A 20,238-nucleotide genomic window follows, 5' to 3' on the forward strand; every position below is an offset into this window, starting at 1 on the left:
AAGCCACCCCCCAGGTGCCGCCCGAAGGCCCAACCGGTCAGCGACGGCGGCGGGGACGGCGACGGCGGGGGCGCAGCACTCCCGGTTCGGTCACGGCCGGCCAGCCGTCCAGGTCGGACGGTGGCACACCGCGCCGGAGCAGGTCGTCGAGGATCTGGGCGAGGGTGTAGTCGGGGCGGATAGTCAGCGCCCGCTCCAGCGCCACGGCGGCAAGCGCGCCCTGGCCGGCCCGCCAGGCGGCGAAGGCGAGCAGGCAGGCCGGGGCGGGGGCCAACTCCTCCTCGGTGCGGCGCAGCACCTCGCTCCAGAAGGTGATGTCCTCCTCGCGCCCGTCGGTGCGTTCCCACGCGTGGTCGCGTACCGGCAGGTGGGTCAGGAGCAGGGTCAGCCAGGCCACCTCGTCGTCGGTGAGCCGCTCACCGCGTCGGTGCCGGCGCTGCGCCTGCCGTACCGCTGCCACGCCGGACTTCCGGATCGTCCGTTCGCCGAACTCGTCGGTGGCGGGGGCCGCTTCCAACTGTTGGAGCAGGCGTCGTTCGGCCCGGTCGCCGGCCCGGCGCAGCGCGACCCGGTCGATCCCCTCGGCGGGGGCGACCTGGGCGGTGAGCGCCGCCCGGTCGGGGAGCGCCACCTGACCGGCGTAGACCGCGGCGGCGGCGACCTGGCTGACGTCCGGGTCGTACGGGGTGCCGTCGGGTGGGCAGCAGTCCGGCGCTTCGCAGAGGTACGACCAGTAGCGGCGATCCGTGACGCGCAGCGCGTCGAGCACGGGCAGCCCGATGGCGACCAGCGCCGACCGGACGGCGTCCACCGTCGGGGTGACCCGTTCGGGCGGGCCGAAGCCGATGACGGTGGTGGATTCGGCGTCCTGCCGGCCGATGACGTCGCCGAGATGTCGCGCCGGCAGCGTCGGGTCGGCGCCCGGTTCGGGCAGGTCGGCACGGGCGGCGAAGACGATCCGCCGGCCCCGCATCGCCACCACCACGATGCTGTCGGTGGGATGGAAACCGATCAGGTACGGCACGGCGGTGATCAGGTCGGCGGGGGAGCGGACGGTGAGCCGGGGGCGGTCGGTCGCGTTCATGTCCGGCAGCCTGCGGCGGGCGGGAATGCCCTCGACAGGCCCTGTGGACGACACGCGACTTATCCACAGATACGGAGAGTATTTGCGCACGTAGCCGCGATTTCGGAGGTCACACGGCCCACCGGGGTCGGCGGGAGCGGCTACCTTGCGCTGATGGACCTGGCGTACCTGCGGGCGCACCCGGAGCACCTGCCCACCTTCCTGACCCACCAGCGCATCCGGGAGACCCCGGTGGCCGGTGGGGACAGCTGTGCGGCCTCCCGGTTGACCCTGGACGACGGCCACTCGGTCTTCACCAAGACCTGGCCGGAGCGGGCCGGCCGGCCGGTGCCGGAGGGCTTCTTCGACACCGAGGCCGCCGGGCTGCGCTGGCTGCGCGAGGCCGGCGCGCTGGCCGTACCGGAGGTGGTGGTGGCGCTGCCGGGGCTGCTGGCGCTCGACTGGGTCGACCCCGGCGAGCCGACGCCCGGGGCGGCCGAGCGGTTCGGTCGGGAGCTGGCCGACACCCACCGGGCCGGTGCGGCCGGGTTCGGGGCGGCCTGGCCCGGGTTCATCGGCACGCTTTCGCAGGACAACACCCCGGACGACGGTCCGTGGCCAGACTGGTTCGCCCGGCGGCGGCTCCTGCCGTACCTGCGGATGTCGGTCGACGGCGGTGCGCTCGACGGCGCGGACGCCGCGCTGGTGGAGCAGGTGGTGGCGCGGGTCGGCGAGTTCGGCGGCGACGAGCCGCCGGCCCGGGTGCACGGCGACCTGTGGCCGGGCAACCTGCTCTGGGGCGCGGACGACCGGGTGTGGCTGGTGGACCCGGCGGCGCACGGCGGGCACCGGGAGACGGACCTGGCCCAACTGGCGCTCTTCGGCGGTCCGCCGCACCACGACCGGATCATAGCCGGCTACCGGGAGGCGTGGCCGCTCGTCGACGGCTGGCCCGAACGGGTCCCGCTGCACCAGCTGCACCTGCTGCTCGTGCACACCGCGCTGTTCGGTGGGGCGTACCGCGATGCGGTCGTCGGTGCCGCCCGAGCGGCGCTGCGGGGCGTCGGCCGCGCTACGGTCGACGGGTGACCGCCGCCCCGACGACCGCCGGCGTCCTCGTCGACCGGTACGGCCGGATCGCCCGGGACCTGCGTGTGTCGCTGACCGACAAGTGCAACCTGCGCTGCACCTACTGCATGCCGGCGGAGGGGCTGCCCTGGCTGGCCGGGCCGCAGTTGCTCACCGACCAGGAGATCGTCCGGCTGGTCCGGGTCGCGGTGCAGCGGCTCGGGGTGACCGAGGTGCGGTTCACCGGCGGCGAGCCGCTGATCCGGCCGGGGTTGGTCGGCATCGTCGCCGCCGTGGCCGCGCTCACCCCCCGGCCCCGGATCTCGGTGACCACCAACGGCCTCGGGCTGGACCGGCTCGCCCCGGCGCTGCGCGACGCCGGGCTGGACCGGGTGAACGTGTCGCTGGACACCCTGGACGCGGCCCGGTTCGCCGCGTTGACCCGGCGGGACCGGCTGGGCGACGTGCTCGCCGGGCTGGCCGGGGCCGCCGCCGCCGGGCTCACCCCGGTCAAGGTCAACTCGGTGCTGATGCGCGGGGTGAACGACGACGAGGCACCAGCGTTGCTGCGGTTCGCCCTCGACCACGGCTACGAGCTGCGGTTCATCGAGCAGATGCCGCTGGACGCCCAGCACGGCTGGGACCGGGCCACGATGGTCACCGCCGACGAGATCCTGGCGTCACTGGCCGCCGAGTTCCCGCTCACCGCCGACCCGGCCGCGCGGGGTGCCGCCCCGGCCGAGACCTGGCTGGTCGACGGCGGCCCGGCCCGGGTCGGGGTGATCGGCTCGGTGACCCGGCCGTTCTGCGGCGACTGCGACCGGACCCGGCTCACCGCCGACGGCCAGATCCGCAACTGCCTGTTCGCCACCGAGGAGTCCGACCTGCGCGGCGCGTTGCGGGCCGGCGCGGACGACACCGAACTGGCCCGGCGCTGGCAGGCCGCCACGGTGGTCAAGCGGGCCGGGCACGGCATCGACGACCCGACGTTCCTGCAACCCGTCCGGCCCATGTCGGCGATCGGCGGCTGAGGTGGACCTCACCGTCCGGTACTTCGCCGGGGCACGGGCCGCCGCCGGCCGCAGCGAGGAGACCGCACCTGCGGGGCAGTCGTTGGACGAACTGCTCGGTGAACTCGCCCACCGGCACGGCCCCCGGCTGGCCGCGGTGCTCCAGGTGGCGAGCTTCCTGGTCGACGGGGTGGCCTGCCATGATCGGCAGACGCCGTTGCCGGCCGGGGCCACGATCGACGTGCTGCCTCCCTTCGCGGGCGGCTGAGGAAGGGCTGCCGTGTTGGCGATTCTGGGGTTCGTGGGCACACTCGCGCTGGTCGTCGGCCTGATCCACTTCTACCTGTGGAAGCGGCTGGTCAAGGACACCACCGGCCCGGGGCGGCTGCGGCGGGTCGGCACGGTCGTCGCGGTGCTGCTGGCGGTGCTCGTCCCGGCCACGATGACCGGCACCCAGGTGGCCGGGGCGTTCTGGTTGGCCTGGCCGGGTTACCTCTGGCTCGCGGTGATGTTCTACCTGCTGATCGTGCTGCTGGTGCTGGAAGTGCCGATGGCGGTGACCCGGCTGGTGCTGCGTCGCCGCAGCGCCGCCGCCGAGGCGACCACGGCCGCCCCGGAACCGGCGCTGGTCGGGGCGGCCGGCAGCGCCGACCCGCCGGCCGCCGAGGCGGTGGACCGGCCCGACCACGACGAATCCCGCCGGTTGCTGCTCGCCCGGGGGGCGGCGATCTTCGCCGGGCTCACCGCCGCCGGCATCACCGGGTACGGGGTCCGCACCGCGCTGGGACCACCACAGATCGACCGGGTACGCATCCCGCTGGCGAAGCTCCCCCGCAGCATGGACGGGCTGCGCATCGCCACCGTCTCGGACATCCACCTCGGTCCGTTGCGCGGTCGGATGCACACCGAGCGGATCGTCGAGATGATCAACCGGTTGGACGCCGACCTGGTCGCGGTCGTCGGTGACCTGGTCGACGGCTCGGTCGCCGAGTTGGGCGAGGCCGCCGAGCCGCTGCGTGACCTGCGTTCCCGCTACGGCAGCTTCTTCGTCACCGGCAACCACGAGTACTACTCCGGCGTGGAGGAGTGGGTCCGCGAGGTCGACCGGCTGGGCCTGCGGGTGCTCCAGAACGAACGGCAGGAGATCCGGGCCCGGGGCGGGGTGCTCGACCTGGCCGGGATCAACGACGTCACCGCCGACGGCACCGGCGTCGCCGGCCCTGCCGACTTCACCGCCGCGCTCGGCGGCCGGGACGTCAGCCGCCCGGTGGTGCTGCTCGCCCACCAGCCGATCGCCGCCCGCGAGGCGGCGAAGTTCGGCGTCGACCTGCAACTGTCCGGGCACACCCACGGCGGCCAGCTGGCCCCGTTCAACCTGGCCGTCAAGCTCCAGCAGCCGGTGGTCTCCGGCCTCGGCGAGGTCGACGGCACCAAGGTCTACGTCACCAACGGGGCCGGTTTCTGGGGCCCACCGGTCCGCGTCGGTGCGCCGCCGCAGGTGACCCTGGTGGAGCTGCGCGCCCCGTGACCTGCCCGGATGGACGGAAAACCCCGCTCATACCGCGTCCGGCGGGTGGAGTCCAGCACCGGATTGCTCTCCTCACGCGTACGCGTGGCGGCAGGCGGGTAGTGGACCAGCCGTGACAGGATGCGGCGTGCCTCCGTTCAACGCCGCTCCCCCTGGTGGCGTCCCGCCGTTCGTCGCGGACCTGCACATCCACTCGAAGTACTCCCGCGCGTGCAGCCGCGATCTCACCCTGCCCAACCTCGGTTGGTGGGCCCGACGCAAGGGCATCGGGGTGCTCGGCACCGGGGACTTCACCCATCCCGCCTGGTACGACCACCTGCGGGAAACCCTGCAACCGGCCGAGCCCGGCCTGTACCGGCTCGGCCCGGAGGCCGAGGCGGACATCGCCCGGCGACTGCCGCCCCGGCTGGCCGACGCGGCGGAGGCGGACCCGGTCCGGTTCATGCTGAGCGTGGAGATCTCCACCATCTACAAGCGGGACGACCGGACCCGCAAGGTGCACCACCTGATCTACCTGCCCGACCTGGACGCGGTGGCCCGGTTCAACACCGCGCTGGGCCGGATCGGTAACCTCGGCTCGGACGGCCGGCCGATCCTGGGCCTGGACTCCCGGGACCTGCTGGAGATCACCCTCGACGCCAGCGGAGACGGCTACCTGGTGCCGGCGCACATCTGGACGCCGTGGTTCTCCGCGCTCGGCTCGAAGTCCGGCTTCGACGCGATCGCCGACTGCTACGCCGACCTGGCCGAGCACGTCTTCGCGGTGGAGACCGGGCTCTCCTCCGACCCGGCGATGAACTGGCGGGTCGGCAGCCTGGACCGCTACCGGCTGGTCTCCAACTCCGACGCGCACTCCCCGCCGGCCCTGGCCCGGGAGGCCACCGTCTTCTCCTCGGCCCGCGACTACTTCGCCATCCGGGACGCGCTGCGTACCGGTGACGGGCTGGCCGGGACGATCGAGTTCTTCCCCGAGGAGGGCAAGTACCACGCCGACGGGCACCGGCTCTGCGGCGTCAACTGGTCGCCGGAGCAGACCCGGGCGGCCGGCGGGCGCTGCCCGGAGTGCGGCAAACCGCTGACCGTGGGGGTGCTGAGCCGGGTCGAGGAGCTGGCCGACCGGCCGGACGGGCACCGACCGGAGCACGCCCGCGAGGTGACCCACCTGGTGCCGCTGGCCGAGATCCTCGGTGAGATCAACAAGGTGGGGCCCCGGTCCAAGAAGGTCGAGGGGAAGCTCAACGAGCTGGTCGCGGCGCTCGGCCCGGAGCTGGAGATCCTGACCCGTACCCCGGTCGACGAGATCGGCCGGGTCGGCGGGGAGTTGCTCGCCGAGGGCATCGGCCGACTGCGCCGGGGCGACGTGCGCCGGATGCCCGGCTACGACGGCGAGTACGGCGTGATCACCCTCTTCGACCCCGCCGAGCTGCCCGGGGCCGGTGGGTCGGGACAGGAGACGCTCTTCGACGTACCGGTGCCGGCGCAGCGCAGGCCGACGGAGCCGGCGGCGATACCGAAGGCCCGGCGACCGGCGGCGGCGAAGGCCGAACCGAAGCCGAAGCCCGCGCCGACCCCGCCGCCACCGCCGATCGCCTCGACGCCGTCGCCGCACGAGCCGTTCGAACCGATGCTCGCCGGGATGGAAGAGGTCGGCACCGGCCTGCTGGACCGGTTGGACGCCATGCAGCGGGTGGCCGCCTCCGCGCCGGGCGGCCCGCTGCTGATCGTGGCCGGGCCGGGCACCGGCAAGACCCGGACGCTGACCCACCGGATCGCCTACCTCTGCGCGGAGCTGAACGTCTTCCCCGAGCAGTGCCTGGCGATCACCTTCACCCGGCGGGCCGCCGAGGAGCTGCGGCACCGGCTCGACGGGCTGCTCGGCCCGGTCGCCGAGGACGTCACCGTCGGCACCTTCCACTCGCTCGGGCTGAGCATCCTGCGGGAGAACGCCGGGGCGGCCGGCCTGCCGGCGGGTTTCCGGATCGCCGACGATGCCGAACGTGCGGCGGCGCGGGCGGAGGCCGGCGACGACCCGGCCCGCTACACGGCACTGCTGCGCAAGCAGGACCTGGTCGACCTGGACGAGTTGCTGACCCTGCCGGTCGCGCTGCTCAAGGGCGACAAGAAGCTGGTCCGGGACTACCGGGAACGCTGGCGGTGGATCTTCGTCGACGAGTACCAGGACGTCGACCCCGTCCAGTACGACCTGCTGCGGCTGCTCAGCCCCGCCGACGGCAACCTCTGCGCGATCGGCGACCCGGACCAGGCGATCTACTCGTTCCGGGGTGCCGACGTCGGCTACTTCCTGCGCTTCTCCGAGGACTTCACCGACGCCCGGCTGGTCCGGCTCAACCGCAACTACCGCTCGTCCGCGCCGATCCTGGCCGCCGCCGTCCAGGCCATCGCGCCGTCGTCGCTGGTCCGGGGCCGCCGGCTCGACCCGGCCCGGCTCGACCCGGAAGCCCCGCTGGTCGGCCGCTACCCGGCGGCGTCCGTCGCCGACGAGGCCGATTTCGTGGTACGCACCGTCGACGACCTGGTCGGCGGGCTCTCCCACCGCTCGCTGGACTCGGGGCGCATCGACGGCCGGGCCACCACCCTGTCCTTCTCCGACATCGCGGTGCTCTACCGCACCGACGCGCAGGCCGCCCCGATCGTGGACGCGCTGTCCAGGGCCAACATCCCGGTGCAGAAACGGTCCCACGACCGGCTCCGGGACCGGCCCGGCGTCCTCGCGATCGCCCGGGAGCTGCGGCACGCCGACGGTCTCGCCGGTGGGCTGCCCGCCCGGGTCCGGCTCGCCGGCCAGGTGCTCGCCGAACGGTTCGCCGCCCCCACCCTGGACGCCGCCGGCACCGTCCGCCCCGAGGACGTGCGTACGGCCGTCGACCTGCTCACCCCGCTGGCCCGGCGCTGCGGCGACGACCTGGAACTCTTCCTCTCCCAGCTCGCCACCGGGGCCGAGGTGGACGCGCTGGACCCGCGCGCCGAGGCGGTGACCCTGCTCACCCTGCACGCGGCGAAGGGGCTGGAGTTCCCGGTGGTCTTCCTGGTCGGCGTCGAGGACGGCCTGCTGCCGCTGCGCTGGCCCGGCTCGACGCCCGACGACGACGCGATCGCCGAGGAGCGCCGGCTCTTCTTCGTCGGGTTGACCCGCGCCCAGGACCGGCTCTATGTCAGCCACGCCGCCCGCCGGGTCCGGCACGGCACCGAACGCGACTGCCGACCGTCGCCGTTCCTGGACGTCGTCGACCCGGGGCTGTTCGAACGGTTCGGCGAGGCCGAGCCGCGCCGCCCCAAGGACCGCCAGCTCCGCCTGATCTGACTGACGGGCCCGTCGAGCTGATGCCGCCGCTGGTCTTCGTCGTGGTGCCGCTGGTCGCCGGCAGGTCGTTGCGGGTGACGAATCACGCGGGTGACGGGTAGATCTTGGTGGGGAATGGCCCCTTGGAGGGCCGAAATCTTCCAAGATCTATGCCGATCATGCCGATGCGTCGGTCTCGGGTGGGGTGGGGGCAGGCGAAGGGTGAGGGGTGGGTGGGTGGGGTGGGTGGGGTGGGTGGGGTGGGTGGGGTGGGTCAGGCTAGGAGGATGGCCAGCCAGGTGCCGGCGAGCAGGGCCGGGCCGAACGGCAGGGCGGTGTCCCGGCGTACCCGGCGGGCGGCCAGCAGCGCCAGCACCAGCACCCCGTTGAACAGGTGCGGCAGGAGCAGGCCGAGCCAGAGGGTGGGCCAGCCCAGCCAGCCCAACGGCAGCCCGAGCACCGCCGCCAGCTTCACGTCACCGAAGCCGAGCCGGGACCGGGGCAGCAGCGCCAGCACCACGTACAGCAGGAGGGAGAGCGCGGCCCCGGCCAGCGCGAGCGCCAGTCGACCGGGCGTGCCGGTGACGACGGCCGCGACGGTCAGCGCGGTGCCACCGCCGAGCGCCGCCGCGCCGACCAGCGGGTCGGGCAGCCGCAGGCTGGTCAGGTCCACCACCGCCAACGTCAGCCCCACGGCCGCCACCAGCAGGAACGCCGGCAGCGCCGGCTCCGGCCCCGCGCGGCGGCCAACCCGCCGCAGACCACCGCCCCCACCACCGCGACCCCGACCCGCGCAGGAGCCGCGACCCCGACCGGCGCAGGAGCCGAGGCCCCGACCGGCGGGGTACGGGGTGGGAAAGCGCGGGCGACCCGGGGTGCGGCGAGACCGGCCAGGACGCCGAGCAGCGCGGAGGCGGTCACCGGGCCGACGGGCACGGCCCTCGACGCTACCGCCGGGACAGCACGGCGGCTGCCCCGTCGCCGGCGGTCCGCCGGGCCCGCTCGGTGGTCACCACCACCGCCACGCCGGCCACGATCACCGCGCCGCCGATCAGCACCTGGCCGGTGATCGGCTCGGCGACCAGCAGCGCGCCGAGCGCCACCGCCACCACCGGGTTCACGTAGGCGTAGGTGGAGACCAGTGAGATGGGCGCGTGGGCCAGCAGCCAGACGTACGCGGTGAAGGCGACCAACGACCCCGCCACCAGCAGGTACGCCAGGGCGAGCCAGGAACGGGTCGTCACCTGCGCCGGGGAGAACCCGCGCAGTTCGCCCCGGGCCAGGGACAGCACGGCGAGCGCCACCGCCCCGGCGACCATCTCGTAGACGGTGGCGACGAACGGGTCGGCGGGCATCCGCAGCCGGTTGGACAGGAACGACCCCACCGACCAGCAGGTGGCCGCCGCGACCACGGTCAACGCCCCGACCAGCGGCACCACCCCCGTCCCGCCCCGGGGGAGCACCAGCAGCAGCAGCCCGAGAAAGCCCACCGTCACGCCGGCGAACGTCCACCCCGGCGGGCGGTCCCCGGTGACCGTACGGAGCAGCACCACCAGCAGCGGGACGGTGGCCACCAGCAGCGCGGCGATCCCCGAGGGCACCGCCACACCGGGCGGGCCGGACTCGGCGAGCACCACCAGGCCGTTGCCGCCGGCGAGCAGCAGCACCCCGACCACTGCGGCCGAGCCGAGCTGCCGGCGGTCGACCCGCAGCGCGCCCCTACCCCGCCGCAGCCGCAGGACCACCGCCAGCACCAGCGCGGCGCCACCGAAGCGGGTGGCGGCCGAGCCGAGCGGCGGCATCGACTCCACCACGACCCGGATACCGAGGTACGTGGAACCCCACAGCACGTAGACCAGGATCAGTGCGGTCCAGATCAGGGCTGGTCGGGCGGGTGTCGCGGCCGAGGAAGGTGAGGTCATCGCGGGACCACGCTACGGTGACCACGTCGGTGGCGTCCTTCCGGATGACCGGCATCTCGGCACGCGGGAGGACGGGCATGGCGAACTACGGACCACCGGGCGGTTCCCCGGACCCGTGGGGTGGACGACGCCCGGACGACCAGTGGCGGCAGCCCGCCCCGGATCAGCCCCACCCACCGACCGTGCCAGTTCAGCCAGCGGGTGGGCAGCCCCACCATCCGTCGTACGACCAGTTCCCGTCGGAGCCGTACGGGCCGGCGCAGCGCTATCCGGCATTCGGGTCGACGGAGTCCCTGCCGGAGCAGTACGGGCCGACCGAGCAGTATCCGCCGAGCGGGCCGCTCGCGTACCCGGGTAACCCGCCGTCGGGTCGGGGTCCGCTGGTCACGGTGCTGGTCGTGCTCGCGGTGCTGGTCGTCGGCGGTGGCACCCTGTGGTACCTGCTGGGCGACGACGACGAGCCGTCGACCACGACCGGTGCCGCACTGCCGACGGCACCGGTCGAGCCGGACGCGACCACCGCCGACCCGGCCGGGCCGACAGCCACCACCCCCGCTCCCGCCTCGTCGGCCGACCCGCGCTTCGTCAAGGCGGGGCAGTGCGTCCGCAACGAGGGCCCGGCCGGCGGCAAGCCCAAGCTACTGATCACCGAGTGCGCCCCGAGGACGTACGAGGTGTTACGTCGTTTCGACGGGGCGACCAGTGGTGAAAGGGACGCCGAGGCGAAGTGCGGCAAGGTGGAGGGCTACACCAACTGGTACTTCTTCGACAGCGAGCTGGACACCCTCGACTTCGTCCTCTGCCTGAAGCAGCGCTGAGCCCACCCCTGGGGGAGAGATTGTCAACCTTCGGCCCACCCGACTCCGGCCGCCCCGACGAGGGACACCGGCCCCCGAACCCCGACCCTGAGCCACCCACCGCGCCCCTCGCGCACCCCGACCCCGAGCCACCCACGAAGCCCATCGTCCGCGCCGAGCCGGAGCCACCCACCGTGGGAATTCCGTCGGAGCCGGAACCACCGACGGCCCCGATCCCGGGCGGATCGGACGAGCCGCCGACGGCTCCCCTCGTCCGCGACCAGGACGAAAAGCCGACGGCCCCGATCTCCCCGGCGGCTCCGGACGCCGCCGAGGAACCGGCGACCGCCGTCATCCCGCCGGCCGGCCCGCATCCGGTCGACGAGACGCCGACCGCGCCGATCTCCGCGCCTGCCCCGGTCGCTGCCGAGGAACCGGTGACCGCGCACCTTCCGGGTGGCCCGGACGACCAACCGACCGCCCCCATCTCCGCCCGGCCGGCCGAACCCGATGCCGGCCCGGACGAGCCGGCCACCGCACCGATCCGGCCGGGAGACGTCGAGCCACCGACCGCACCGATCCCGTCGGAAGACGCCGATCCACCGACGGTGCCCGTGTCGCGGGAGGCGGGCGAGCCGGCCACGGCACCCATTCCGAGTACGGAAGAGCCGCCCACCACACCGATGGCCACGTCCGCGCCGGAGCCTCCGACGGCACCCATCTCGGCCGCCGCTCCAGAACCCCCGACCGCACCATTCTCAGCCGCCGCGCCGGAGCCTCCGACGGCACCGATCTCGGCCGCCGCGCCAGAACCCCCAACCGCACCATTCTCAGCCGCCGCGCCAGAACCCCCAACCGCACCGATCTGGGCCGCCGCACCAGAGCCCCCGACCGCACCATTCTCAGCCGCCGCGCCAGAACCCCCGACCGCACCCATCTCGGCCGGCCCGCCGGAACCCCCGACCGCACCCATCTCGGCCGGCCCGCCGGAGCCGCCGACCGCACCGATCTGGGCCGGCCCGGCCGAGCCGCCGACGGCGCCCTTCGCCGCCGAACCACCGACCGCCCCGATCTCCACGCCACCGGAGCCGCCGACCACCCGACTGCCGGTGTCGGGAGCCGGGCAGCCGGCCACCACGCAGCTGCCCGCGTCGGGCGGCGGATACTCGCCCACCACGCAGCTGCCGGCGTCGGGCGGGGGATACTCGCCGACCACCCAGATGCCGGCAGCGGGGGCTGACTACCCGCCACCGTCCTCCGGAGCGGGCTATCCACCGCCGTCCTCCGGGGCGGGCTATCCACCGCCGTCCTCCGGGGCGGGCTACCCGCCACCGGACACCTACCTCCCGCCGACGGGCGCACCGGTGCCGTCCTCGGGGGCCGGCTACCCGCCACCGGGTCCCTTCCCGCCCGCCGGGCCGACCGCCGCACCGGCAGCCGGCGTGTTCGGCGCACCGGCGTCACCGCCACCGGTCGGTTTCGCCGGCCAGGCCGCACCGCCCGGCTACTCGGGGCAGGCCGCACCGGCACCCGGCTTCCCGGGGCAGTCGGCGTCGTCATCCGGCTTCCCGGGGCAGTCGGCGTCGTCATCCGGCTTTCCGGGCCAGGCCCCGCCGCCGCCGGGGTATCCGGGACAGCCCACGCCGGGCTTTCCGCCCCCGGCCGCACCGCCGGCAAAGGGTCGGGGCGGCCGGATCGCACTGATCATCGGGCTGGTGGTGGTCCTGCTGCTCTGCCCGTGCCTCGCGGTGGGCGGCTGGTTCGTCCTGGCGTCGAGTGACAGTGACGACCCGGCACCGACGGCGAGCGTGTCCGCCGCGCCGACGGAGAACGGGCCGACCGAGTCAACGGAGCCGGCCGAGCCGACCCTGGAACCGACGACGGCCGAGCCGACCCCGACGCCGACCCGGGCGGAGCAGATCGTCCGGGGCGACTGCGTGGTCAACGACGGTACGGCCAGCGACGCCGACCTGCGCAAGGTGCCGTGCGGGCCGAACACGTACGAGGTGCTGCTGCGGATTCCCGCCTCCACCAACGGGGAGCGGTGCAAGTCGTTGGCACCGGAGTCGAACGCCAACTACGTGCACGACAACTCGGTGGACCTCTTCGACTACGTGCTCTGCCTGCGCAAACGCAACTGATCAGGCAAATATGGGGCTGTCTAGCGTGGATGCTAGACAGCCCCATATTCGTGTCGAGAGCCGCAACCGGCCCGGACCGGCAACACGCCGGTAGCCCCGTCTACGCATCTCTAGTCCGCCGGCTAGATCGCCCGATACTGTGCGATGCGTGGATCCGGTCCGCAACCCGTACGCGCCGGGTGCCGGTCAGCGCCCGCCGGAACTCGCCGGGCGGGGGCGGGAGCTGGACGTCTTCGACGTGGTGCTGGAACGGATCGCCCGCGGTCGCCCCGAACGCAGCCTGATGCTCACCGGCCTGCGCGGCGTCGGCAAGACCGTGCTGCTCAACACGCTCCGCTCACAGGCGATCAACCAGCTCTGGGGCACCGGCAAGATAGAGGCCCGACCGGACCAGTCGCTGCGTCGACCGATCGCCGCCGCGCTGCACATGGCGGTCCGCGAACTCGCCCCCCGGCACCGCGCCCCGGACCGGATCGACGCCTTCCTCGGCGTACTCAAGGCGTTTGCGCAGCGCAGCGTGCCGACCACCGGGCGGGCCGGTGCGGCCCCCCGGTTGCGCGACCGCTGGCAGCCCGGCATCGACGTGCCGGCCAGCAGCGGTCGGGCCGACTCCGGTGACATCGAGATCGACCTGGTGGAGCTGCTCACCGACGCGGCGGCGATCGCCGGGGACGTGGGCACCGGCATCGCCGTCTTCATCGACGAGATGCAGGATCTCGGCGCGGAGGACGTCTCGGCGCTCTGCGCGGCCTGCCACGAGCTGTCCCAGCTCGGCGCACCGCTGATCGTGGTCGGTGCGGGGCTGCCGCACCTGCCGGCGGTGCTCAGCGCCGCCAAGTCGTACTCCGAGCGGCTCTTCCGTTATCTGCGGATCGACCGGCTGGACCGGATCGCCGCCGACCAGGCACTGTGTGCACCGGCCGAGCGGGAGCAGGTCGAGTACGAACAGAAGGCCCTCGACCTGCTCTACGAGTCGTCCGGCGGCTACCCGTACTTCGTCCAGGCGTACGGGAAGGCGACCTGGGACCATGCTCCCCGGTCACCGATCACCGACGCGGACGTCCGGGTCGCCGCCCCGGAGGCGGAGGCGGAGCTGGCGGTCGGTTTCTTCGGTTCCCGGTTCGAGCGGGCCACCCCGGCCGAACGGGAGTACATGCGGGCGATGGCGACCCTCTCCCCGGTGGCGGGGGAGGCCGACAGCGGTGGTCGGGACGACATGGACGCCGCGGTGCCGACCGCCGAGATCGCCCGTGCGCTGGGGCGCAAGCCGGCAAGCCTCTCCCCGGCCCGGGACGCGCTGATCAAGAAGGGTCTGATCTATTCGGGGGAACGCGGCACGGTCGCCTTCACCGTCCCGCACTTCGGCCGCTACCTGCGTACCCAGCCGACCTGACAGCCCAACCGACCTGGGCGCCCGGGTGGGGGACGTCAACCGGCCGCCGGCACGAGTCGGGATCAGACCCGGGACCAGGGTGGGGGAAAGACCACCTCGCCGCGCGGAGGCGGCGGCGCGTCACTGGTCTCCGGCGGCAGCACCAGCGCCTGCCACGGCTCCCCCAGCCCCGACCAGGGACTGACCAGCCCCATCCGGTCCGCCCGGGTGAAGCCGAACCGTCGGTAGTACGCCGGGTCGCCGAGCACCACCACCAGCCGCTCACCCAGTTCGGTGGCGGCCTCCAACGCGGCCTGCACGACCGCCGTGCCATGTCCGACCCGTTGCCGGTGCGGGGCCACCGCCACCGGGCCGAGCACCAGCGCCGCGACGCGGGCCCGGTCGGCCTCGACCTGGACCCGGGTGAGCAGCGCGTACCCGACCACCTCGCCGCCGTACTCGACGACCATCGCCAGTTCCGGCAGCCACGCCGCGCTGCCGCGCAACTCGTCGACGAGGGCGACCTCGCCCGGGGTGGTGCTGTCGGGGCGGGCGAAGGCGGCAGCCAGCACCAGACGGATCGGGCCGGCGTCGGCCGGGCCCTCGGGACGCAACCGCAGGGTCGTCACCGGCGCGACGTTACCGGTCGCGGCCGGTCCATCAGCGACGGTCGCTCTGTTCGGCGTGGCGTGCCACCGGTGCCCACCGCACGACACGGCCCCGGGAGCAGTGGCGCGACCTGCTCCCGGGCGACGGCACGCAGAGCGCTCCGGATCGGCCGTTGCCCGGATAGCAGGGGTCCAAACGGGGTATGACTGAGCAATGAAACCCGTGCGCTCCCTCGCCCGTGTCATGTTGAGCGGCATCTTCGTGGTCAGCGGCGCCCGCAACTTCCAGCACCCCCAGCGGCTGGTGCCGGCTGCCCGGCCGGTCACCGACCGGGTCGCTCCGCTGATCCAACGGGCCGCGCCGCAGCTCACCACCGATGCCGAGACGCTCATCCGCGCCAACGCCGCCGTGCAGCTCGCCGCCGGCCTGATGCTGGCCACCGGGAAGTTCACCCGGCCGGCCGCACTGGTCCTCGCCGGCACGCTGGTGCCGACCACCGCCGCCGGTCACCCGTTCTGGAACGACGACGACCCGGCGAAGCGGAACAACAACCAGGTCCACTTCCTGAAGAACCTCGGGCTCTTCGGTGGCCTGCTGCTCGCCGCCGCCGACACCGAGGGGAAGCCGGGCCTACGGTGGCGGGCCGGTCACCGGATCGGCCACTCTCGACGTTCGGTCGGTCGCGCGGTGCGTACCGCCCGGCGGGAGGCCCGGATCGCCGTCCGGTCGGCTGCCGCCGCCCGCCGACTTCCCGGCTGACCTGCATCGATTCGGCCACCACCCCCCGTAAGGCCGCGAATTACCTGAACCACCCGACACCCGTTAACGCGGTGGAAATGTCAAAAACTGGTGTGGGATCAGACACGGTCGGATAACGCGGGAGGCAGTAACGTGAGGCGCCGTTCTAGGCTCCCTACCGGACCTGGACCGGTAGGACGACCTTGGTATGGGGGTGGCCACGCCATGCCGACGACTGTCGGTAGACGTGCGGACCGCCTCGCCCCAGTCCGTCGCGCAACGCGTGGGATCGATCGTAGGACAGTCGTACGGACCGGCATCGTGGCCGCCGTCGCCTATGCCGCATGGCTCGCCATCGGTGCTTTCGGGCGGCCGTACAACTTCTTCGACATGAAGATCTACCACGGCGCGGTGGTGTGGTGGGCGAGCGGGCACGAGTTGTACGAGTTCATCGCGCCCACCACCACGCTGGGCTTCACCTACCCGCCCTTCGCCGCGCTGGCCATGCTGCCGATGGCCATGCTGCCGATCGAGATGGCCGGCTGGATCAACGCGGCCGGCAGCATCGCCGCGCTGGCGGTGATCCTCGCCGCGCTGCTGCGCCCGATCGTCGACCGGCTCGGCTGGCCGCTCTGGTACACCGTGGCCATCGCCACCCCGATGGCCACGGCCCTCGAACCGGTCCGGGAGACCCTGGGCTACGGGCAGGTCAACCTGCTCCTGTTCGCGTTGATCATGGCCGACCTGGTGGGCCTGCGCTGGCGTTCCCGGCGGGGCACCCACGGGCACGACACCGACGGCCCCTTCCTGCGGCTGCTCTACAGCGGATCCTGGGCGGGCATGGGCATCGGCCTGGCCACCGCCGTCAAGCTCACCCCGGCGCTGTTCATCGCCTACCTGCTGCTCACCCGGCAGTGGCGGGTCGCCGCCACCGCCGTCGGCACCACCATCGGCGTCACCCTGGCCAGCTTCGCGCTGGTCGGCACCGAGTCGCGGGCCTACTTCGGCGGGGTGCTGTGGCAGACCGAGCGGGTCGGGGCCGCCGACATGACGCCCAACCAGTCGCTGGCCGGCCTGCTGGCCCGGCTCTACGACTCGATCGAGACGCCCGGCCTGCTCTGGTTGGCGTTCTCGGTGCTGATCCTGGCCGTCGGGCTGTCCCGGGCCGCCAACGCCCGCGCCGACGGCGACGAGTTGACCGCGTTCACGCTGGTCGGGCTGACCGCCAACGTGATCAGCCCGATCTCCTGGTCGCACCACCTGGTCTGGGTCATCCCGGCGATCGTCGTGCTCGCCGACGCCGCCGTACGCCGCCGCGAGGCGAGTCGGGGACTGTCGGTGCGTACCGGCCCGCAGTCGTTCGGCGGACCACCCGGGGTGAGCGGGCTGCGCCCACCGATCTGGTACCCCACGTTGACCGGGTTCCGGCACGGGGTGGCGGCGCTCGGGTTGTACCTGCTCTTCCTGATCTCGCCGATCTGGCCGTACGAGCACAAGCTGCCCGAGGTGTCCCACTACCAGAACGGTCTCTTCGGCGCGCTCATGGAGAACTCGCTCGCGCTGGCGTTGATCGTGCTGGTCGCCGCCCTGCCGTGGCGGCCCGGCGCCGAGCCCGCCTTCTATGCCGACCGGTCGGCCCGCGCCACCGCCACCACCGGCCGCCGTTGACCCCGCCCGGCCCGCGCCGCCGCGGTCAGCCGACCCCGGCCGGCCCGGCGGCGCTCCCGGCGGGCCACGACGCCACGCTCAGGGGCAGTTGACCCATTCCTCGGTGCCGTCGGCGAAGACCTGCCGCTTCCAGATCGGCAGCCGCGCCTTCACCTCGTCGACCAGCCGGGCACAGGCCGCGAAGGCCGCCGCCCGGTGCGCCGTGCTGACCGCCGCCACCAGCGCCACGTCCCCGATGTCGAGCCGGCCCACCCGGTGCGACACGGCCACCGCGTAGACGTCGGGGTCGGCGGCGATCTCGGCGGCCACCGCGCGCAGCGTCTCGACGGCGCTCGGGTGTCCCTCGTACTCCAACAGGGTGACCGGTCGGCCGTGGTCGTGGTCGCGGACCACGCCCTGGAAGGAGACCACCGCGCCGGCCCGACGGTCGGCGACCGCCGCCTCGTGCGCGGCCAGATCCAGCGGTTGATCGGTGACCGCGAGCAGGGTCGTCGTGGGGCCGGCCGTCACCACGTGCGCTCCCCGGGCAGCAACGGCAGCGGTACGACGGGCACCCGCGCCCCGGCCTCGCCGGAGGTGCCCGGCCGGATGACCGCGAACCCGTCCGCGCCGGCCAGCCCGCGCAGCATCGCCGAGCCGACGTGCCGGACCGGGTGGGCGGTGCCGGCGGCCCGGTCCAGCCGGACCAGAGCCAGGTGGGTGTGGTCCCCCCGGCCGGACACCGGCGCGGCGAGGGTGGCCTGCGGCAGCGCCGGCAGCGCACGGCCCTGGAGCCCGGCGAGCAGTGGCGCGACCAGCGACACCAGCGCGACGATCGCCGACTGCGGGTTGCCGGGCAGCCCGGCCACGAAGCGGACCCGCCCGTCGGCGTCGGCCAGCCGGGCCAGCAGCATCGGGAAGCCGGGCCGGACGGAGACGGTGTTGACCACGTGGTCGGCGCCGAGCGCCTCCAACGCGGGGTGCAGGTGGTCGACCGGGCCGTGCATGGTGCCACCGGTGGTGCAGACCAGGTCGGCCACGGCCAGCGCCCCGCGCAGGGCGGCCACGTGGGCGGGCAGGGTGTCCGCCACCGGGCCGACCACGTCGGAGGGCCGCACCTGGCAGCCGTAGCGGCGCAACCACGACGGCACGGCGGGACCGAGCGCGTCGCGGACCCGACCGGACCCCGGCGGGCCGGCGGTGAGCAGTTCGTCCCCGAAGACCAGCAGCGCGGCCCGGGGCTGACGGCGGACCCGGAGTTGGTCGTGCCCGCAGGAGGCGGCCAGCCCGATCAGCGCGGGGTCGACGGGGGTGCCGGCCGGCAGCAGTTCCTCACCGGCGACCGCCTCCTCACCCGGCTCACGCCACTCCGGATGGGGACGCGGCGTGCCGGTCACCCGCCCGTCCGGGGTACGACTCGAGTCCTCGATGCGCAGGATGGCGGTCGTCCCGACGGGGACCATCGCGCCGGTGGCGATCTCGACGGTGGTGCCGTCGGCGGTCAGCCCGGCCGGGGTGTGTCCGGCGAGCACCCGCCCCACGACGTCCCACGGGCCGGCGCCGCGCACCGCCCAGCCGTCGACGCTGGAGGTGGGGAAGGCGGGCAGGTCGGTCCGGGTGGTCAACGGCTCGGCCAGGGTGTGCCCGTCGGCGTCGGCCAGCGCCCGGTTGACCGGGGGTAGGGCGGCGGCCAGGCCGACCGCGTACACCCGGGAGCGGGCCTCCTCCCATCCGGCCGGCGGCGGTGCGGCGACCTGGGCCGAGGTCGCGGCGGTTTCCGTGCTCACCGGGCGGGCCTCCGTTCGGACGGGACGCGGGGCTCCGCGTTCACCCCCTGCGAGCCTATCGCCGCCGTGGCCGCCGTGCGGTCAGTGGTCGCCCCCGTGCAACTGGTCGACCGCGTGGGCGAGGATCGGCCCCAGCACGGCCAGGCCGTCCTTCGCGCCGCCCCGCGAGCCGGGCAGGTTGACCACCAGCATCCGGCCCAGCACCCCGGCCAGCCCCCGGGACAGCGCCGAGGTGGGCACCCGGTCCCGGCTGTAGGCGCGGATCGCCTCGGCGATGCCCGGGATCTCGTAGTCGAGCAGCGCCCGGGTCACCTCCGGGGTGCGGTCGGTGGGGTTGATGCCGGTGCCGCCGCTGGTCAACACCACGTCGACCCGGTCGGCGTGGGCGGCCCGCAGCGCCTCGCCGACCGGCTCGCCGTCGGGCACCACCACCGGCTCGTCGACCTGGCAGCCCAGCTCGCGCAGGCCGGCGACGAGCAGTGGGCCGCTGGTGTCGGCGTACACCCCGGCGGCGGCCCGCTGGGACGCCACGATCACCCGGGCCCGGATCACGGCCGGTCCTGCGGGCGGACCCACTCGCCGGTCTTGCCGCCGGACTTGCGCAGCACCCGGACGGCGTCCACGGCGGCGGCCGGGTCGACCGCCTTGACCATGTCGATCAGGGCCAGCCCGGCGACGGCCACCGCGGTCAGCGCCTCCATCTCCACCCCGGTCCGGTCGGCGGTGCGGGCGGTGGCGGTGATCTCGACGGTGTCGTCGGTGAGTCGCAGGTCGACGGTGACGCCGTGCAGGGCGATCGGGTGGCAGAGCGGGATCAGGTCCGGGGTGCGCTTGGCGCCCATGATGCCGGCGATCCGGCCGACGGCCAGCGCGTCGCCCTTGGGCAGCCCGTCGCGGCGCAGCAGCTCCACCACCTCGGCGGTGGTGCGCAGCCGGCCGGCGGCCACGGCGACCCGGCCGGACACCGGCTTGGCGGAGACGTCGACCATGCGGGCCGCGCCGGCGGCGTCGACGTGGCTGAGCTGCGCGGGATCGGTCACGTCCGCGAGCCTAGCGTTCGGGTCCGACCAGGGGGTACGTCCCTTTCACCCCGGGCGGTGGGGATCAAGGGGGTCGACGCCGTACGGGACGATTTGCGATCGATAGCTCACCGTCGATTTCATCGGTCGCCACTAATACGTTCTGGGACCGGAGGGAGAGCGGGAAACACCATCGCATGGGAGATCGGACACTCGGCCGTCACCGGCGAGAAACC

19 protein-coding genes are annotated in these 20,238 nt (G+C 74.1%); 10 read left to right on the plus strand and 9 right to left on the minus strand.

Annotation, left to right across the window (positions count from 1 at the left end):
* Positions 1–37: 37 nt before the first annotated feature.
* Complete coding sequence (locus tag ACQP1S_RS31630) at positions 38–1,084, minus strand: DUF4192 domain-containing protein (protein WP_432901742.1); 1,047 nt, start codon at positions 1,082–1,084, stop codon at positions 38–40.
* 153 nt (positions 1,085–1,237) lie between these two features.
* Between ACQP1S_RS31630 and ACQP1S_RS31635 the strand changes: the two genes are divergently transcribed.
* From ACQP1S_RS31635 to ACQP1S_RS31655, 5 genes are all read left to right on the plus strand, one after another.
* A complete protein-coding gene (locus ACQP1S_RS31635) occupies positions 1,238–2,152 on the plus strand; it encodes a fructosamine kinase family protein (RefSeq protein ID WP_432901744.1) in 915 nt (304 codons plus the stop codon).
* On the plus strand, positions 2,149–3,162 hold the full coding sequence (gene moaA / locus ACQP1S_RS31640; protein WP_432901746.1) for a GTP 3',8-cyclase MoaA: 1,014 nt from the start codon (positions 2,149–2,151) through the stop codon (positions 3,160–3,162). The genes ACQP1S_RS31635 and moaA overlap by 4 nt, the downstream gene beginning before the upstream one ends.
* A 1-nt stretch (position 3,163) precedes the next feature.
* Positions 3,164–3,409: a MoaD/ThiS family protein gene (locus ACQP1S_RS31645; RefSeq protein ID WP_432901748.1), complete on the plus strand. Its 246-nt coding sequence runs from the start codon at positions 3,164–3,166 to the stop codon at positions 3,407–3,409.
* Between the two features lie 12 nt (positions 3,410–3,421).
* The gene (locus ACQP1S_RS31650) at positions 3,422–4,669 is read left to right on the plus strand and encodes a metallophosphoesterase (RefSeq protein ID WP_432901750.1); all 1,248 of its coding nucleotides are present in this window, start codon (positions 3,422–3,424) and stop codon (positions 4,667–4,669) included.
* Between the two features lie 127 nt (positions 4,670–4,796).
* Positions 4,797–7,991: a UvrD-helicase domain-containing protein gene (locus ACQP1S_RS31655; RefSeq protein ID WP_432901752.1), complete on the plus strand. Its 3,195-nt coding sequence runs from the start codon at positions 4,797–4,799 to the stop codon at positions 7,989–7,991.
* Positions 7,992–8,244: 253 nt separating this feature from the next.
* Here the strand turns inward: ACQP1S_RS31655 and ACQP1S_RS31660 are convergent, their stop codons facing one another.
* Genes ACQP1S_RS31660 through ACQP1S_RS31670 form a run of 3 tightly spaced genes read right to left on the minus strand, consistent with a single transcriptional unit; the run spans position 8,245 to position 9,892 of the window.
* The gene (locus ACQP1S_RS31660) at positions 8,245–8,664 is read right to left on the minus strand and encodes a prepilin peptidase (protein ID WP_432901754.1); all 420 of its coding nucleotides are present in this window, start codon (positions 8,662–8,664) and stop codon (positions 8,245–8,247) included.
* Entirely contained in the window at positions 8,655–8,906 is a 252-nt protein-coding gene (locus ACQP1S_RS31665; protein ID WP_432901756.1) for a hypothetical protein, read from the minus strand. The genes ACQP1S_RS31660 and ACQP1S_RS31665 overlap by 10 nt, the downstream gene beginning before the upstream one ends.
* 11 nt (positions 8,907–8,917) lie before the next feature.
* Complete coding sequence (locus ACQP1S_RS31670) at positions 8,918–9,892, minus strand: EamA family transporter (RefSeq protein WP_432901759.1); 975 nt, start codon at positions 9,890–9,892, stop codon at positions 8,918–8,920.
* A 293-nt stretch (positions 9,893–10,185) separates the two neighbouring features.
* On the opposite strand from ACQP1S_RS31670, the gene ACQP1S_RS31675 reads away from it, so the two are divergent.
* The 3 genes from ACQP1S_RS31675 to ACQP1S_RS31685 all read left to right on the plus strand — a co-directional run bounded on the left by ACQP1S_RS31675 (position 10,186) and on the right by ACQP1S_RS31685 (position 14,223).
* Positions 10,186–10,710: an LppU/SCO3897 family protein gene (locus ACQP1S_RS31675; protein WP_432908480.1), complete on the plus strand. Its 525-nt coding sequence runs from the start codon at positions 10,186–10,188 to the stop codon at positions 10,708–10,710.
* Positions 10,711–12,131: 1,421 nt separating this feature from the next.
* The gene (locus tag ACQP1S_RS31680) at positions 12,132–12,830 is read left to right on the plus strand and encodes an LppU/SCO3897 family protein (RefSeq protein ID WP_432901761.1); all 699 of its coding nucleotides are present in this window, start codon (positions 12,132–12,134) and stop codon (positions 12,828–12,830) included.
* Positions 12,831–12,978: 148 nt separating this feature from the next.
* Positions 12,979–14,223 carry an AAA family ATPase gene (locus tag ACQP1S_RS31685; protein WP_432901763.1) on the plus strand — a complete coding sequence of 415 codons (1,245 nt, stop codon included), beginning with the start codon at positions 12,979–12,981 and terminating at the stop codon, positions 14,221–14,223.
* A 62-nt stretch (positions 14,224–14,285) separates the two neighbouring features.
* On the opposite strand, the gene ACQP1S_RS31690 is transcribed toward ACQP1S_RS31685, so the two are convergent.
* Positions 14,286–14,831 carry a GNAT family N-acetyltransferase gene (locus ACQP1S_RS31690; RefSeq protein WP_091249030.1) on the minus strand — a complete coding sequence of 182 codons (546 nt, stop codon included), beginning with the start codon at positions 14,829–14,831 and terminating at the stop codon, positions 14,286–14,288.
* A gap of 193 nt (positions 14,832–15,024) precedes the next feature.
* Here ACQP1S_RS31690 and ACQP1S_RS31695 point away from each other — a divergent pair, with 193 nt between their 5' ends.
* On the plus strand, positions 15,025–15,570 hold the full coding sequence (locus ACQP1S_RS31695; protein WP_432901766.1) for a DoxX family protein: 546 nt from the start codon (positions 15,025–15,027) through the stop codon (positions 15,568–15,570).
* 204 nt (positions 15,571–15,774) lie between these two features.
* Positions 15,775–17,217: a glycosyltransferase 87 family protein gene (locus tag ACQP1S_RS31700; protein WP_432901768.1), complete on the plus strand. Its 1,443-nt coding sequence runs from the start codon at positions 15,775–15,777 to the stop codon at positions 17,215–17,217.
* Between the two features lie 78 nt (positions 17,218–17,295).
* On the opposite strand, the gene ACQP1S_RS31705 is transcribed toward ACQP1S_RS31700, so the two are convergent.
* The 4 genes from ACQP1S_RS31705 to moaC form a co-directional block, all read right to left on the minus strand.
* On the minus strand, positions 17,296–17,727 hold the full coding sequence (locus ACQP1S_RS31705) for a molybdenum cofactor biosynthesis protein MoaE (RefSeq protein ID WP_218108250.1): 432 nt from the start codon (positions 17,725–17,727) through the stop codon (positions 17,296–17,298).
* The gene (locus tag ACQP1S_RS31710) at positions 17,724–18,983 is read right to left on the minus strand and encodes a molybdopterin molybdotransferase MoeA (RefSeq protein WP_432901771.1); all 1,260 of its coding nucleotides are present in this window, start codon (positions 18,981–18,983) and stop codon (positions 17,724–17,726) included. The genes ACQP1S_RS31705 and ACQP1S_RS31710 overlap by 4 nt, the downstream gene beginning before the upstream one ends.
* Before the next feature lie 81 nt (positions 18,984–19,064).
* Entirely contained in the window at positions 19,065–19,535 is a 471-nt protein-coding gene (locus ACQP1S_RS31715; RefSeq protein WP_363672455.1) for a MogA/MoaB family molybdenum cofactor biosynthesis protein, read from the minus strand.
* Positions 19,532–20,023 (minus strand): cyclic pyranopterin monophosphate synthase MoaC, encoded by a 492-nt coding sequence (gene moaC, locus ACQP1S_RS31720; RefSeq protein WP_432901774.1) that lies wholly within the window; start codon positions 20,021–20,023, stop codon positions 19,532–19,534. The genes ACQP1S_RS31715 and moaC overlap by 4 nt, the downstream gene beginning before the upstream one ends.
* Between the last annotated feature and the right edge of the window lie 215 nt (positions 20,024–20,238).

It is taken from the genome of Micromonospora matsumotoense (assembly GCF_050951065.1).
Classification (GTDB): Bacteria; Actinomycetota; Actinomycetes; order Mycobacteriales; family Micromonosporaceae; genus Micromonospora; species Micromonospora matsumotoensis.

Bases quoted from the DNA above. Each gene is read 5' to 3' on its own strand.
- ACQP1S_RS31630 (WP_432901742.1), bottom strand. From the start codon at position 1,084: ATGAACGCGACCGACCGCCCCCGGCTCACCGTCCGCTCCCCCGCCGAC.
- ACQP1S_RS31635 (WP_432901744.1), top strand. From the start codon at position 1,238: ATGGACCTGGCGTACCTGCGGGCGCACCCGGAGCACCTGCCCACCTTC.
- ACQP1S_RS31670 (WP_432901759.1), bottom strand. From the start codon at position 9,892: ATGACCTCACCTTCCTCGGCCGCGACACCCGCCCGACCAGCCCTGATC.
- ACQP1S_RS31695 (WP_432901766.1), top strand. From the start codon at position 15,025: ATGAAACCCGTGCGCTCCCTCGCCCGTGTCATGTTGAGCGGCATCTTC.
- ACQP1S_RS31700 (WP_432901768.1), top strand. From the start codon at position 15,775: ATGCCGACGACTGTCGGTAGACGTGCGGACCGCCTCGCCCCAGTCCGT.